At 42.5% G+C, this 15,970-nt stretch carries 14 protein-coding genes; 4 read left to right on the top strand and 10 right to left on the bottom strand.

The window, feature by feature from the left end:
• Positions 1-32: 32 nt before the first annotated feature.
• The 5 genes from cydC to AB4124_RS18415 form a co-directional block, all read right to left on the bottom strand.
• Positions 33-1,763 (bottom strand): thiol reductant ABC exporter subunit CydC, encoded by a 1,731-nt coding sequence (gene cydC / locus AB4124_RS18435; RefSeq protein WP_441973776.1) that lies wholly within the window; start codon positions 1,761-1,763, stop codon positions 33-35.
• Positions 1,760-3,535: a thiol reductant ABC exporter subunit CydD gene (cydD, locus tag AB4124_RS18430; protein ID WP_441973775.1), complete on the bottom strand. Its 1,776-nt coding sequence runs from the start codon at positions 3,533-3,535 to the stop codon at positions 1,760-1,762. The genes cydC and cydD overlap by 4 nt, the downstream gene beginning before the upstream one ends.
• A gap of 69 nt (positions 3,536-3,604) precedes the next feature.
• Positions 3,605-4,621 carry a cytochrome d ubiquinol oxidase subunit II gene (locus tag AB4124_RS18425; RefSeq protein ID WP_441973774.1) on the bottom strand — a complete coding sequence of 339 codons (1,017 nt, stop codon included), beginning with the start codon at positions 4,619-4,621 and terminating at the stop codon, positions 3,605-3,607.
• Positions 4,618-5,982, bottom strand: a complete 1,365-nt coding sequence (locus AB4124_RS18420) for a cytochrome ubiquinol oxidase subunit I (protein ID WP_441973773.1) — start codon at positions 5,980-5,982, stop codon at positions 4,618-4,620. The genes AB4124_RS18425 and AB4124_RS18420 overlap by 4 nt, the downstream gene beginning before the upstream one ends.
• 441 nt (positions 5,983-6,423) lie before the next feature.
• Positions 6,424-7,023: a TetR/AcrR family transcriptional regulator gene (locus AB4124_RS18415; RefSeq protein WP_441973772.1), complete on the bottom strand. Its 600-nt coding sequence runs from the start codon at positions 7,021-7,023 to the stop codon at positions 6,424-6,426.
• 220 nt (positions 7,024-7,243) lie between these two features.
• Here AB4124_RS18415 and gap point away from each other — a divergent pair, with 220 nt between their 5' ends.
• The 4 genes from gap to AB4124_RS18395 all read left to right on the top strand — a co-directional run bounded on the left by gap (position 7,244) and on the right by AB4124_RS18395 (position 10,175).
• Entirely contained in the window at positions 7,244-8,254 is a 1,011-nt protein-coding gene (gap, locus tag AB4124_RS18410; RefSeq protein WP_441973771.1) for a type I glyceraldehyde-3-phosphate dehydrogenase, read from the top strand.
• Between the two features lie 184 nt (positions 8,255-8,438).
• Entirely contained in the window at positions 8,439-8,636 is a 198-nt protein-coding gene (locus AB4124_RS18405; RefSeq protein ID WP_441973770.1) for a hypothetical protein, read from the top strand.
• A gap of 100 nt (positions 8,637-8,736) precedes the next feature.
• Positions 8,737-8,976, top strand: coding sequence for a NifU family protein (locus tag AB4124_RS18400; RefSeq protein WP_076323571.1), 240 nt, complete (start codon positions 8,737-8,739; stop codon positions 8,974-8,976).
• 209 nt (positions 8,977-9,185) lie between these two features.
• Positions 9,186-10,175: an aldo/keto reductase gene (locus tag AB4124_RS18395; protein WP_441973769.1), complete on the top strand. Its 990-nt coding sequence runs from the start codon at positions 9,186-9,188 to the stop codon at positions 10,173-10,175.
• A gap of 87 nt (positions 10,176-10,262) precedes the next feature.
• Here the strand turns inward: AB4124_RS18395 and AB4124_RS18390 are convergent, their stop codons facing one another.
• From AB4124_RS18390 to AB4124_RS18370, 5 genes are all read right to left on the bottom strand, one after another.
• Positions 10,263-10,946 (bottom strand): hypothetical protein, encoded by a 684-nt coding sequence (locus tag AB4124_RS18390; RefSeq protein WP_441973768.1) that lies wholly within the window; start codon positions 10,944-10,946, stop codon positions 10,263-10,265.
• A 428-nt stretch (positions 10,947-11,374) separates the two neighbouring features.
• Positions 11,375-12,751 (bottom strand): UDP-N-acetylmuramoyl-tripeptide--D-alanyl-D-alanine ligase, encoded by a 1,377-nt coding sequence (locus AB4124_RS18385; RefSeq protein ID WP_441973767.1) that lies wholly within the window; start codon positions 12,749-12,751, stop codon positions 11,375-11,377.
• Between the two features lie 481 nt (positions 12,752-13,232).
• Positions 13,233-13,724, bottom strand: coding sequence for an NUDIX hydrolase (locus tag AB4124_RS18380; protein WP_441973766.1), 492 nt, complete (start codon positions 13,722-13,724; stop codon positions 13,233-13,235).
• Positions 13,725-14,251: 527 nt separating this feature from the next.
• Positions 14,252-14,443 (bottom strand): spore germination protein, encoded by a 192-nt coding sequence (locus AB4124_RS18375; protein ID WP_441973765.1) that lies wholly within the window; start codon positions 14,441-14,443, stop codon positions 14,252-14,254.
• Positions 14,444-14,498: 55 nt separating this feature from the next.
• Positions 14,499-15,356 (bottom strand): class I SAM-dependent methyltransferase, encoded by an 858-nt coding sequence (locus AB4124_RS18370; protein ID WP_430107778.1) that lies wholly within the window; start codon positions 15,354-15,356, stop codon positions 14,499-14,501.
• Positions 15,357-15,970: the final 614 nt, after the last annotated feature.

The raw sequence follows: 15,970 nt of genomic DNA, 5'->3' as shown, positions 1-15,970 counted from the left end.
CCAACCGATTAGCTTACAGGAGCTCAAGCGTTTTAAACTCCTGATTCACCAATCATCTGTAGTTCAATCTGTTTTAACTTATAAAAGTATCCCTTCTGTTCCATCAATTCCGTAAATGAGCCGATCTCCACAATTTCGCCATGCTCCATGACAACAATCTGATCCATCTTCTCTAGACCGGTGAGGCGATGACAAATGAGAAGAAGTGTATCTCCGCTCGCTTGCTCGTACAATTGCTTTAGAACGCGTTGCTCGGTTACATAGTCCAGAGAAGACGTTGGTTCGTCCAGCAACCAAAGTTGTCCTTTGCGTAGCATGGCTCGTGCTAAGGCAAGACGCTGTTTTTCTCCATCGGATAAGTTTTCACCTTTCTCATAGACCACCTGGTTTAGCGAAACATTTGGTAATTGGGCTTTAGCAAGTACCTCCATTAGCTCCTCGTCAGAATGTTCATCTGCATTTTCCAACAGATTTTCGCGAAGCGTCCCTTTGAAAAAATGACTTGGTTGCAACACTACATTTGTCAATTCCCAGAGGTTTGCCTCCTCCAATTCGTTAATCAAGACTTTGTTTATGCGTATATTCCCCGATGTTGTTGTCCGCAGTTTGAGCAACAACTCGATTAACGTAGATTTTCCTGACCCGCTCGGCCCAACAATCGCTGTTTTAGAACCTGCAGCAAGATGTAGTGAGAAATTCATTAGTGCTGGCCTCCACTCCCCCTCATATTGAAAAGTAGCGTTGCTTATTTCAATTGATACAGGTAAATCGGTTGGCAAAGACTCAGACTTACTTAATCGCAATGTTGTAGCTTGAGATGGTATTGTTTCCGTCAGCCGATTGGCTGCATGTTCGCTATCTTGCTTATATGCAGGTAATACGGCCAAAGCAGCTGCCTCTTCGAAAACGGTTTGCGTGGCCATAACCAGCATGGCAAGAAATACGCCAGCAAGTCTTCCGTCCATAATCAAATAGGCACTGAGCGTCAGCACACCCCAAGCAATAAAAAATGTAACAAAAACATGCATGGATTGTCCCAGTAACAATTGGACAGCAGCTCGTTGCTGTTCAGCTGCCAATGAAGCTGAATAGCGCTGAAGTTGCTCCTCACGCTGTGCCAACTGCCCATAAATCTTTAAATCACGAAATCCATACAGTGTTTCAGTGATTTCCGTGGACAGTTTCGATCGCTGCTCGCGGACACGCTCATGTATTTTTCGTTGTCCCAACAGAACGATTCCAGGCACGACCAGTGAAGTCATCAACATTCCCAATACCATCAAACCAGCAATCCAGAAGGAATAGGAAGCTGTAAAAAGCACTGTTGCCAAAAACACCATAATTACAATAAGCGGCGGATATGCAACGCGCAGAAAGTAGTTTTGTAAACTTTCTACATCTCCAACTATCCGTGCAAGTAAGTCCCCACTTCTATTTTTATTCAGTATTCCAGGTGTCAAAGGGATGAGCTTAGCAAAAAAGGAAGTTCGCAAGCGGCTGAGGATGGAGAACGTCGCCCGGTGGGTATACAATCGTTCTGCATAACGGCTCACCGACCGGAGAAAACCAAGAAATTTCACAAGAGATGTAAGGATAATCAATGTATAGAGCGGTGGCGCAAATACCGTTTGAGAAATCAGATACCCACTTGCGGAAAAGAGAGCTACACCGGCTATTCCAGCAATAAACCCTCCTATTATCGAAAAGATAATATCCTTCCGCTCTTGAAACATCGCTTTTGAAAACATAGCCAGCTCACTCATGCTAATCCTCCTTTTTGTTGAACAGCGACCATTTCAGCATATTGGGGCAAGCGTTTCAGAAGTTCCTCGTGACACCCTGAATCCACGATCGATCCATGGTCTACAAACAAAATGCTGGTGGCATGTTGAATCGTATATAAACGATGTGCCACAGTAATCATGGTAGACGTTTTCGACAATGTGGAAATGGAACGTTGTAGTATGCTTTCGGTGTGCAAATCGAGCCCTACTGTAGGCTCATCGAACAATATGATGGCAGGTCGCTTCAAAAATGCGCGTGCCAAGGCCAGACGTTGCTTTTCACCACCAGATAGTCCACGTCCGCCCTCGCCAACGAATGTATCAAACCCCTTATCCAGTTGTGCTGCAACCGCTGTAAGTCCGGCTTCCTCTGCCGCTTTCTCGATTTCTGCCCTAGAAACGTCCCTACCTGCACCGATCGCAATATTTTCTTCGAATGTGCCTGCAAAAATGTAAGGGTGCTGTGTGATGTAGCTAACATGTTTAAACCATACTTCTTCATTATCTTGAGAGAGTGGGTTTCCATTAACCAGAATGATCCCCGAATCCGGTTTTAGCAAACCGGCAATAAGATGAAGCAGTGTCGTTTTACCGGCTCCACTCTTACCTACAATGGCAATGTTGTCCCCCGGTTTAAGAAACACACTTCCCGAGTGGAATTCAAATGAATCAGGAGCATACTTAAATCGTACATTTTTCAGTTCTATCGAAGGGGGTACTGGAAGTGGATTTGCATGTGACATTTGAAAATTTGGCATCCGATTGATTCCATCGCTTACATACGCTTCCACCATATTCTTCTCAAGCATACTCTCAATCTTACGGATCGCTCCCATGCTTGTTCGCCCGCTATGGAAAGCGGTGCCTGTATTTTTTAAGAGATTATAAAATTCTGGAACGAGTAACAGAACGAGAAAAGCGGTGTGAAACGTCATTGATTTGTATACAACCAACTGAATGGCCAACTCAAGGGCAACAACACCGATACTAAGCATCACAATGGATTCCAACATGAACGTATTCATGAATGCGATTTTCAAAATATCCATGGTTGTGTCACGATAGTTGAGACTACTGCGCTCTATCTCCTTTTGCTGACGCTGAGTTCGCCCGAATATTTTCAATGTAACCAACCCTTGAAGGGAATCCAAAAACGTACCGGAAAAGTTGGCCAGCTGCGCATATTTTTCTTCCGATTTATTTTTCGTCTTTAGCCCCACCAAGATCATGAATATCGGAATAAACGGAGCCGTAGTCATCATGATCAAACCTGAATTGGCATGTTGAGTAAATGTAACGATCAGGACCAAAATGGGAATTATCATTGCTTCCACCATTTTAGGGATGTACTGACTGAAATAACTATCCGCCTCATCTACTGCATCCAATGCTACGCTGACCCTCTCTCCTGTCTGTCCCTGAAGACTTAAACCCATGGAAACACGGGTCAAGTTTTGCAAAACAGATTCTCGCATGTTGGTCTTTGCAGTGGCAGCCATATGGAGACCAATTCTTCCATTAACAAATGATAACAATGTACGTAAAGCCATAATCGCCAAAAGCATGCCAAGGATCATAGCCACGGATGAGAAGGAGGCTTTTTCCACGAAGATACGCTGGACGGCTTCTGCAAGCAATGTAGCCTGACCAACAATGGCTGTACCAAGTGCAAAGGATATGATGCCAAGAAGAACAAGATATTTTCGTTGTGCAGACATGTGTTGAGCAATGAGGGTTTTTTTTCTCTTCACGTAAAAACTCTCCTCCTTCCGGAAAGTGGCCTTGAGGGAAATATTCCCTTAAGAAAACAATGTACTATTCTATTTGTTTCCTTTCACATAATCCGCATCAAACAGAAAAAGTCTGAAGACCAAGATCAATGAAGGAACTAAGAGACACATACCACCGATAAACGCCACAACCAGTGCGAATCCCATAGACGAAGAGGTGACACTATTTTGAATGGTGATGTATGGATCAAGAATGTAAGGATATTGTCCAATGCCGTAAGCAAAAAAAGCACTGAAGAATTGCAGCATGATGCATATAAACGCCATCCCGTAACGACCTCCTCGGTATAATAACCACATTGCAATCATGAAAAATGCAACTGAGAGCGCGAGTAGCCACCATAAATCCATCATATTTTGGAAATGCCGCTCATTGTGTTGACCCAAAAAAATAAATGCTGTCAGTGCGATAACAATTGTAGGCGTGCTCCAAAAAAGCGCATAGGTTCGCATCAATTTCAATGCAGCATGATCTTCAGCACGCGAAGCGTAAAAAGCCAGAAAAGCAGCGCTAATGAATAAAACAGATACAATGGCCAGGCCAACGATGCTCCAAGACAGTGGACTGCTCAAGAGTGCCCAGTAATCCAACGAGGCCGTCTCTCCTTGTTTCAAGATAAATCCGCCTTCGGATAATGTCAGTGCCACTGACAATGAAGCAGGAATAAGCACTCCGGTTGCTCCATACAGAAATAGATAAATAATATTATTTTTGGAGCCATAATTTTCAAATGCATAGAATGAACCGCGTATAGCGAGCAAAATGACCGCAAGACTTCCTGGGACAAGCATGGCTGATCCATAATAATAGGAGGTTTCCGGGAAAAAGCCGATCATGCCAATGTAGAAAAAAACGAAAAATACATTCGTGATTTCCCAAACTGGCGATAAGTAACGAGAAATCAGTTTATTGATTACATGGTCCTGTTTGGTTAAACGAGCATAAAACGCAAAGAAACCTGCGCCAAAATCAATGGAAGCGATGATGATATATCCGTACAAAAACAACCAGAGCACTGAAATTCCAATCAATTCGTAATTCATCATGTGTGCTCACCCTTCAATGTTGATTTGTCGCTTGCATGCTGCGTCCACGTCTCCATCTCAACTTCCGCCGGATTATTATTGAACATGCGACGAAGCACAAGAACACTAACGGTTCCCAATACAATGTATAGTAGAAGGAAAAAGAAAAAAAGGATCCTGACGCTTGGGGATGTCGTAGCCGCTTCCTCTACACGCATATATCCTCGGATAATCCAAGGTTGCCTGCCGAGTTCTGCGTAAAACCACCCCAGTTCAACTCCTAAAAAAGCAAGCGGTGCTCCTAATGCAATCATTCGCAGCATCCACTTGTTGAGTTCATTACGCTTTTTCCAAAGTACAAATAAGAAATACAGAAAGGAAATGCCTAATAATAAAAATCCAATGATTGCCATTAAATCGAAAAAATAATGAACCACGAGTGATGGTTGTTCGTCGATAGGAAACTCATTAAGACCCGTTACTTCTGCATTGAAATCTCCAAAAGCCAAGAAACTTAGAAATTTGGGAAGGTGGAGTGCTCCTATAATTTCATGCTCAACATTAAGCCACCCTAAAAATATCAAATCTGCGCCGCTTTCAGTTTCAAAATGCCATTCGGCTGCTGCGAGTTTTTCAGGTTGATGTTCGGCCAAAAACTTAGCTGATACGTCTCCGGCTAAGGTGTTTACTAAACTGAACACCAAAACGACAGCCATCATCAGCTTTAATGCTTTTTTGTGGTATGCTGAAACCCCTTTTCGAAGTATTGCAAATGCTGCAACACCTGCCAGCAGAGCAGCTCCTGTTAGATAGGCCGAACTTAATACATGAAACACCTTGGAGAATGTTGCTGTACTCAGCATTGCATGAACGGGGTCAACGGCTGTGAATAGTCCTCCTTCAAACGTAAATCCCCCTGGTTGATTCATAAATCCGTTTACTGTCGTGATAAATACTGCTGACATCCCTGCACCGACGACAATAGGAATCGTTAGTAACCAATGCATCATCGGGTTTTTAAACCGTTCCCACGTGTACAGGTAAATCCCTAGGAAAATGGCTTCAAAAAAGAAGGCGAACACTTCCATAAACAATGGGAGCGCAATAACATTTCCCGCAAGTTTCATGAAATTGGGCCATACCAAGGAGAGTTGTAACGAAATTGCTGTTCCTGTGACTACGCCTACTGCAACAGAGATAACGAACCCTCGTGACCACCTCTTTGCCATTAGAATATAGTGAAGATCTTTCTTACGAATACCGATAAACTCGGCGAGTGAAATCATTAATGGGATACCCACGCCAAGTGTCGCGAAAATAGCGTGGAATCCTAGTGTCATTCCAGTCACCAGTTTACTCCATAGTACCGTATCGATTCCCATATTTACTTCCTCCCTCCAACGCTGTTCCTGTCTACAAAATGAAAAATTAAAACATCAGGTTTAGACGTAAAACTTTACGACCTTCGGGGGCTAACATATGCTCTGCTCCTTCGTGAATAAAAAGAGAACTTTTTCACATAGTAAGTTGGCATTTCCCCAAATTTGTGAGAAATGCAGTTGAAATATTACAAAACCTGATATTTAAAATTTATTATATATTCGACGTTTAGCCTTGCAATCGTGGTCACGCCTTCTCCTCTAAACGTTCAAGTAAAGATCAATTCTTTCTTACAACTCCGTGAAAAATATAAAAACCACCCGTTCGGGCTATTGCTTAAGACAGCTTATACTTAAAAGAAACGATCCATCGAAATTCAAAATTCTGAACTTGAGTTGTCATCGATGATGCCCAGCTCCATTCCGATGTGCCAGGACACCAGATTAACAGGTCTTTAAGCAGCATTGCTGCAAATAGGATGAGAAGATTTTTTTATTCATTAGCATGTGCTTGTTATCCCCATCCAACTTGCTGAGCAAAATCCCTCCCTCCAACAAGGAAAATGCAAATGATGCTAGCGCATCCACATCCAGATCCTCCCTAAACTCCCCAGCTTGAATGCCGTCACGAATAATACTTTTCATCATATCCAAGAAGGTATGCAACCCTTGCCTTGCTCGACCACAAAGCTCCAAATGAGTATCGTCACTTTCTACAGCTGTATTCTGCATGGGACATCCGCCAATAAATGGTGGATCGTTGACGACATCCTCATAGACACGAAAAAAAGCAACCAACCTTCCTGACGCAGACTGCTCTTGATCGACCGCCTCGGAAAATTTTCTGGCGACCATACTGGCAGCATAATTGTAGGCTTCAAGCGCGATCTCGTCTTTACTGGCAAAATGTCGATAGATGCCCCCTTTCTTAATTCCGGTGTCGGCAATAATATCGTTTAGCGATGTACCGGCATATCCTCTCTGGTTAAAAATTTCAGCCGATTTCATAATGATATGTTCCCGTGTTCTGTCCCCTTTTTTCATGAGCTCCTCCGTATGAATCTTATTTTATTTCATTTGTTTTAAACGAATTATTCAATTCGGCCTTGCAATTCACTAATATCATGCTAATATAAAGATACCGATCGGTCTCTTTTCGCATTATACAACAAGCCATTCTAGAATGAAATAGCGCTGGGCCATTTTTATTTCATCACAGGCATTCGCTTGTTGGAATAAATAAAACTTATAGGGGGATTTTTCAATGACTGTAAAAGTAGGTATAAACGGTTTTGGACGAATCGGACGAATCGCTTTTCGCCGAATTCAAGATGTGGAAGGCGTCGAGGTTGTAGCGATTAACGACCTTACGAACGCTAAAATGTTAGCTCATCTGCTCAAATATGATACGACGCAAGGCACTTTTCACGGTGACATTGAAGTCCATGACGGAACCTTCAAAGTAAACGGCAAAGAGGTTAAGGTTTTGGCTAAGCGGAATCCTGAAGAGCTTCCTTGGGGAGAGCTTGGCGTTGATATTGTTCTCGAATGTACAGGCTTCTTCACCACGAAAGAAAAGGCCGAGCTTCACCTGAAAGGCGGAGCGAAGAAAGTCGTCATTTCCGCCCCTGCTACAGGCGACATGAAAACGATCGTATACAACGTGAACCATGACACACTGGACGGAACGGAAACCGTCATTTCCGGCGCTTCCTGCACAACCATCTGCCTGGCCCCTATGGCTAAAGCTCTGAACGATAAATTTGGAATTCAATCCGGGTTGATGACAACCGTTCACGCCTATACAGGCAACCAGAATACCCTTGATGCGCCAGATTCAAAAGGAAACTTCCGCGCAGCACGGGCTGCAGCAGAGAACATTGTTCCTTACTCCACCGGTGCTGCTAAAGCCATTGGCCTCGTTCTTCCTGAACTGAAGGGCAAACTTGATGGTGCATCTCAGCGTGTACCTGTGCCAACAGGCTCCGTAACAGAACTCGTAGCCGTTTTGAACACTAAGGTAACGGTTGAGGAAGTTAACGCCGCTATGAGAGAAGCATCAGATCCAGAAACGTACGGATACACGGAGGACGAGATCGTATCTTCCGATGTTAGAGGAATGACATTCGGGTCTCTTTTTGATGCCACTCAAACAAAAGTTCTAACAGTTGGCGACCAGCAACTAGTGAAAACTGTAGCCTGGTACGATAATGAAATGTCTTACACCGCGCAACTGGTTAGAACATTAGAATATTTCGCAAAAATCGCCAAGTAACATCGCTGCAATTCTTCTTGATTCTAGCTGCAAGCGTCAAAGAGCAGGGGATTTCCGAATATTCTGCTGATCTTACAGCTGTACACGTTGACTGTATTGGCTATAATGAGCCCATCAACAATACAGCACTTGCCGAAAAAATGGATTAACGAAAGCAAGCATAACAAAGATAACGACCACATTATTGGAAGATGGTTTTATTGAGCGTATCCGTCTTAACGATAACAAGAAGGAAATCCATTTCAGATTAACGGCAAAAGCGCAGGAATTATATGTACTGCGCGGAAAGTTGCATAAGCAGGAGCAAGATCGGTACTTCCGATTTCTAGAACGTTACACTAGTGAAGAATTAAGTTTTATCAAGCGATTTATCAAGACATGATTGATGAACTAGAGGAAAGAATGATCGAGAGAAAGGCCAGTGATTAAGGAAATGCGAACAGTGAAGCTGATAGCACAGCCTCTATGAAAGGAGTCATAAAATGAGAGATTCTGAGGAATTGTTCGAAGAGGTAGACGATGTATTGAGAAAACTGCGTCCTTTTTTAATGCGCGATGGCGGGGATGCTGAATTGGTTGAGGTTAAGGATGGAGTGGCTAAATTAAAATTCTTGGGAGAGTGTAACGGCTGTCCTAGTGTAACGATCACATTGAAGGCTGGCATTGAAAGTGCCATTTTTGAAGAAGTGGATGGCATTCATGAAGTCGTTCAAGTCTTCTAGGAAAAGGGTGACCAAACAAACTGCTTCCTTGCTGACATACGTTTGGACCTGCCTTTTCGCTACAATAAGATTGTAAACTAACTTGAAACGCATGCAGCTTCATGTAGAAGATTGCGCTAGATCCAACGAAAGTATGTGCTTCCCAAAAGATTGGCTTTTCCAAGTGCATGAAGTGATCGCGCTTCAAATCACATTTAGGAGGAACATTCATGTATAATGCCAGCTCCACCCGATATGACAAGATGACATATAACCGTACTGGCCGCAGCGGTCTGCGTCTGCCAGCTATCTCACTAGGTCTGTGGCATAACTTTGGCGGGATCGATACATTCGAGAACGGCAGAGCCATGGTCAGAAGAGCCTTCGATCTGGGAATTACTCATTTCGATTTGTCTAACAACTACGGTCCGCCTGCTGGTTCTGCAGAAGAGACTTTTGGACAAATTCTTCAGAAGGATTTAGCTTCTTACCGTGATGAGTTGCTCATCTCTACCAAAGCAGGATATTACATGTGGCCTGGTCCATACGGGGAATGGGGCTCCAAGAAATACCTCGTCTCCAGTCTAGATCAAAGTCTGAAACGGATGGGACTGGATTATGTGGACATTTACTACCACCACCGACCTGATCCTAATACACCGTTGGAAGAGACGATGGCCGCTCTGGATCTACTTGTTCGCCAAGGCAAGACGCTGTATGTCGGTATTTCGAATTACAGTGCAGAAGATACACGCAAAGCATCGGAAATCCTGCGCCAGCTTGGGACTCCATGTCTGATTCATCAGCCGAACTACTCCATGCTGTCTCGCTGGATTGAAGGCGGCTTGCAGGATGTATTGGACGAAGAAGGTATTGGAAGCATTGTGTTCTCCCCACTGGAAAAGGGCATCCTGACTGACCGTTATCTGAACGGTATCGCAGCCGATTCCCGTGCCGCTGGACCAAGTGTCTTTCTTTCTGAAAAGGAACTGACCGAAGATGTCCTCGGCAAAGTGCGGAAGCTGAACGACCTTGCCGCAGCCCGCGGGCAGAAGATGTCGCAGTTGGCCCTTTCCTGGGTGCTTCGTGGCGGTAGAGTGACCTCTGCATTGATCGGCGCCAGCAAAGTTAGTCAAATTGAGGATGCGGTGGCGTCCTTAAATGCACCGGAGCTTAGCGCGGAAGAACTTGAGCAGATCGAAGCGATTTTGCGCGGATAATTTACTTTTAATATGGAGGGCGGGGACATGGTCCCCGCTTATTCTATTTTATCCACTTAGGCCCCCTACCATTATTTACATGTTTAATTAAACTCGTACTGGATATCTTTCACATAAAGACAAAAACTCATCTATATTTTCGATAATTAGCACGATATCATCTTTTGTAAAATCCGCACATTCTGTCTCAGGGTGCGCTAATTTATTTCTTCTCTCTTTAATTTCTTTAAATTTATGAAACCATATTTCTGTTTCTACTGAAATTTCTTTGGCTAAATTATAGATACTCTCTGAAATTTTATGAATATTCTTTCCTTTGTTAGGTTTTTGATCATAAAATATATAAGAATATGCTTCTCTCATGATAAATTCATAAAATATAAAGTATTCCATAAACAAGCCACTAATTTGGCTTTGAAAAACTTGACAGGGAATCTCAGCTTTGTTTTCTAAATTGAATTGCACAGTAGCAAGTCTAATTTCATTTATACATTGTTTTAACAATTCGGTCGCTTTAATTAATATAGATTCGTTTTTCGGGTTCTTATTGTAGGCATTTAGAATGTGTTCAAATTCCACATTAATCTTTTCACTAATCTCCCTTGTATATTCTGCAATAGGACTGATTTTTTGAACTTCACCTACCATAAAGCTGCTATGTCTTATAGAACTAATTTTCAGTTGTTTTCTCCATCTTTCTCTTAGCTGATTTATATCTAATTTCCCCTCAGATGTCGTTATCCGAACTTCCATCGAACCATCTTGAATCATCCTTGAAACCTCACTCCAATCTCTAATAGGTAAAATAAAAGCCTGGGTGATATAACAGCCAGGCTTTAAAATCTTTACAAAATTAAAATGTAAATGTCTCTATTGCACCTGCTGGGAAAAACCCACGGGCAGCTTCACGCACTTCAACAACATCTCTAGGTTGAAATCTTACCTGTTGATCGAACGGGAACTGAGTCCAGGCCCCCCCATTTAGAGAATATTCCGCCACCTTACTTGTGGTCCAAAGATAATCTATGCCTGTAAATTGCATGTATATGTTCTTGTCCCCCGACAATTAGGAAGTTTTTTCGACATCGATTCTTTTCAAAATACCGCCTGCCCGTTAGCGAAATAAAAAATGAAGCAGTTGCCGTCGGCAAGATTGCTCACTTTATTTGTTGAACTAAAGTGGTCCGTTAATTTAGTGATTACTTTATTAAGAATGGGATAATTGAATCAATCTGTACACCTCTTGATGCTTTTATCAAAATCACATCATTTTTCTTAATTGCTTGGTTTAGCGCATTTGCCAACCCCACTTTATCTTTAAATGTTTTTACAGCACCTGTTGGATATCTCTTTATTGCTTCTGATGCAATATGGTAACTGAGATCACCTAATGTATAAATATAGTTTATTTTATCCGGATCAAGGTTTCTACCAATTACTTGGTGGAACTCTTCTGCATGATCACCAAGTTCAAGCATATCACCAATTACTAAATGCTTATCACTATAACCCGTCAGTTCTTGAAAAGTCTTAATTGCTGCATTTACCGAATCCGGACTAGCATTCCAAGCATCGTTAATTATGGTAAATCCCGATGGTGAAGTAATCTTCTCTAATCTCATATCAGGCAATTTCAAATGAAGAAATCCTTCATTAATTTCTGCAGGGTTTAAACCCAACCTTAGAGCAATGGCTATTGTAGCAAGTGCATTATTAATATTATGGGCACCGAGAAGTGGAAGGTTGTAAATATCGTTTGCAACAGAGAATTGGGAACCATCGGAGTTTGATAATGCATACTCGACGCTCACATCATTAAAATCCCCCTGACCAAAACTAATGGTTTCTAATGAGCTATTTTTTTTAATTTTTAAGAGTTCTTTAGTTAATAATGGCTCGTCACCGTTGAACACGAAACATCCACCACTCTTTAGACCAGTAACGATTTCTAATTTTGCTGCTGCTATTGCTTCTCTAGAGCCGAGGCTTGATAGATGGGAAACCCCTATCATTGTAATTACAGCTATGTCAGGATTGGTAATACGAGAAAGTTGCTCAATTTGCCCTCTTTCACTCATTCCCATCTCAATTATTGCAATTTCAGCATCTTTTTTTATCCCTAATACCGTTAATGGAACACCTACTTGACTGTTTAAATTTCCTTCTGTTTTATAAACTCGAAATTTTGTCTGTAAAACAGAATTTAGCATCTCTTTTGTAGTTGTTTTACCATTACTACCCGTAACACCAATAACTTTGACTGGTAATTCTCGTCTATATTGTGCTGCTAATTTTTGTAAAGCTTCTAAGCAATCATCTACATAAATTAACGGTAGATGATCTGGTGGGTTAGGGTGATCCTTTTGCCAAAAAGAAGCAATCGCTCCTTTGGTTATTGCTTCATTAACATAATTATGCCCATCTAACTCCCTTATAATTGGGATGAATAAATTACCTGGCTTTACGGTTCTGGAGTCAATAGACACTCCTTGAATCAAAAGTCCCTCAAGCTCCAAAGATAACCCAACGCCTTCAGACATTCGTTCAATAACTTTGAGTTCATGTGTAATCATCATTGCACCACCAAATAATTTAAATTTTTATACCCAGTGCTTTCAATACTAATACTACCTATTCTAGATAATGCCATGTGTGAGAAGAGATCAAAAGATCCATCACTAAGGCTTTTTCTTTAAAGGGTGGTTCTTAATCAACTATCCTCCCTTTAGTTGAGAAAAGTCTGCCGGTCATTATAATCAGCTGATGCTTAAAATTAGCGGTGCAACTTGTTTTTATGTCTTACAATAAATAAACAAGGAAACAGTAAGCATGAAAAATTCTCAACCCTACCGCTGCAATTCACATGGTAATCTCCATTCCATGCATCAATTTGTTGCACAGAATAAACAACATAAGCTAACCAACAAACCATCATTGTATAACCAATTCTAAGAGTCATCTATACTATGACGTCCCAAAAAAGATCACCGCCTCCCTCCATAAATAGAAGTCAGCGGTGACATTTTTAAATTCCTGATGTTGCCTTATACGTAAAATTTACTTCGAAATAAATGTTTGGTGTTTGATTATGAACTCAGGTTTCGTTAAATACGCCATGTAATTTACCGCTCCATTAAAGCCCAAATATGCCTGATAGCGGGTGCGAATAGCGGGGTGTTCAATGAAATCAAGAACTTTATCCTTCGCCACCCAGCGACTATCGGTTGTTTCCTCAGTAACAGCTAATAACTCCCCACCAACAGGTTTACATACGAAATCAAACCCAACTTGCGTAGGAACATCAGTCACACCATCATACCATTTAAAAATCCCTGTATTTGAATAGACACCAATTAAGTAGCTAACCGTAGTGTCAATTCCACTTTCCTCTTTGATTTCGCGAATCAAACCATCTATCAGATTTTCTCCAACTTCCACTTGTCCACCAGGGTATACCCAACCACCGTCACGAGTTTTTACTAAAAGTATATTTCCTTGCCCATCTTCTACAAATCCACCTGTGGCAACGATATGCGTTGGAAATGGCATATTACGACCTCCTTATGCAGTAATGTTTGTATATTTATTCCACAGCCTTCTCGCACTACCCTGCCCGTTAGCTTAATGAAATTGCATGGAAACATAGTTAGATACTTATCTAATCGGTAATCGGCTCATGTTCTTGTCCATTACGGCAATCGGTACAAGTTCTTGTCCTTGGCTCGGGACAAGAACTTGTACCGATAAAATAAAAAAGCCGCTATTATAGCGACTTTCAATGGGACCATGTTTTTGTCCCTCGACAGTAAACTGCCTGTTAGCATAATGAAATTTCTTATCTAATCGGGAATCGGCTCATGTTCTTGTCCTTTACGGAAATCGGTACAAGTTCTTGTCCTTGGCTCGGGACAAGAACTTGTACCGATAAAACAAAAAAGCCGCTATTTTAGTGACTTTCTATGGGATCATGTTCTTGTCCCCCGACATGAGATGTCTTAACATCAGGCGTCACGCCTGTTCCCTCCCAATTTGTTTGGGTAATGGGATTAATCGCTCGTCCATCAGGAATAAAAACACTAGTAACTGGTCAATGCGAAATTGGAAATGGCCGATGCCACAAGGATAATGATCAAGAGATTGCTGACCAGTTTGGCTTGAACGATCGCCTGTCCTAGCAATATGCCTCCAATCATGGTAATGGTGGGACCGATATTCTTCGGCAAACGAATCGTGGCCTCAATGATCATCTCCAGCAATAAAAAAACCAATTACTCAATATTAAAATGCAGAGAAATTGGGCTTTTTTACTCGATAAACTTAACTCTAAGTAGTTGCTACCAAGAACTCCTCTCCTCTTGGTAGCCAAATGCCATCGTTTCGTCCGGTAAAGTAGCGCTGGTTAAGATCGGACGAAGATACATTCTGAACTTCTTGGAAACCTGCCTCTCGGGCCATCTCCAACATCTCCGGCGGCGTAAAGAAGCTTATGAAAGGCGTGCCGCTAGCTCGTGCCCCTTTCTCTGCCGTATCAACCTCAGAATTCTTCTCGAGTTCCGTCGGCTCAAAAGGCAACAAAAATGTCATGGCCAGCGTGGAGCCGGGGGCGAGTTTCGCAACCTGACGCAGCGTCGCAGTGATCGCGTCCTTAGTGAGATATTGTGTGACGCCGGTCGAGACCACCACAGCTGGACGGCTAACGTCGAAACCAGCGTCCCTCAGTTGCTCCCACCAGGACCAGCCTGCTTCGAAATCGACTGGAACGAAGCGCAGCCACTCGGGGTTGCCAAAGCCAAGATCAATTAAACGTTGTCTCTTCCATGCCTGTGTGCCAGGTTGGTCGACCTCGAAGACTCGTATCCGGGAGGCGATCTCCGGTCGGCGCTGTGCAAAGGTATCGAGGCCGGCGCCGAGGATTACATACTGAGTGACATCGTGGTCGATCTTTTCGGTGACCAAATCCTCAATGAACCGAGCACGGGCGACAATGGATGCCCGGAATCCGCTGGAAAACATAGGATCCATGTCAGGTCGTTGTCGCCATTCATCATCCGAGTCAACCAGTCGTAGACCAACCTCATCTTTAAGCACATACGGTGGTGAATCGACAAGAACATGCAAAGCTCGCCACAATGCAACCCGGACTGCCGTATGGTCAGGTTCAGTATATTGCTTTTCATGCATAATGTTCACTCTCCTCCTTTCGAGTGGATCACTCGTTTTAAATCTTTTTTAGGCATTTTACCCTATTTTCTGTCTTGAATAACTACATCCATAACCAATTGGGTCTACTCTATCTTCTTTCTGTTAGTGGATCGATGTGCCCTAAAACATCCAACAAATTTTGCCTGCAAGCCAATGTAGACAGGTCTTTCGTGATGTCCACATACAGCTTCCACCACCAATTCTACACATGGGCGGGGTACCTGTTAGCATCCAAACAGATATCCCTAGTGGTTTAACAATGATTACGGCAAGAGGTAAAAGTTCTTGTCCTGAACAGTGATGACCATATTAATTAAAATTGAACCGAATTAGTACCCACTCTCCTTTACAGCAATGAAGATTGGAGGTCATTACTACTGGATAGGCATTATATTATCATCGTTTACAAACAATTATCATCCATCCTGCAAATTTCCCCTTCTGTTTTAGACAAATCAGATGTATCTAACTCTTTTTGAATTGCCATTTCAATGGCCTCTTTACGGTGGAACCCTTGGAGCACTTGGTTACCAATGATATAAGTGGGAACGGCTCGAACTCCGCTTTCATAGTAAGTATGATGCAGCGCTTTT

The sequence above is a fragment of the Paenibacillus sp. 2KB_20 genome, assembly GCF_052115765.1.
Taxonomy (GTDB): Bacteria; Bacillota; Bacilli; order Paenibacillales; family Paenibacillaceae; genus Paenibacillus_AQ.
The sequence above is the reverse complement of the archived record's forward strand: the minus strand, read 5'-3'. Positions and strand labels throughout refer to the sequence as shown.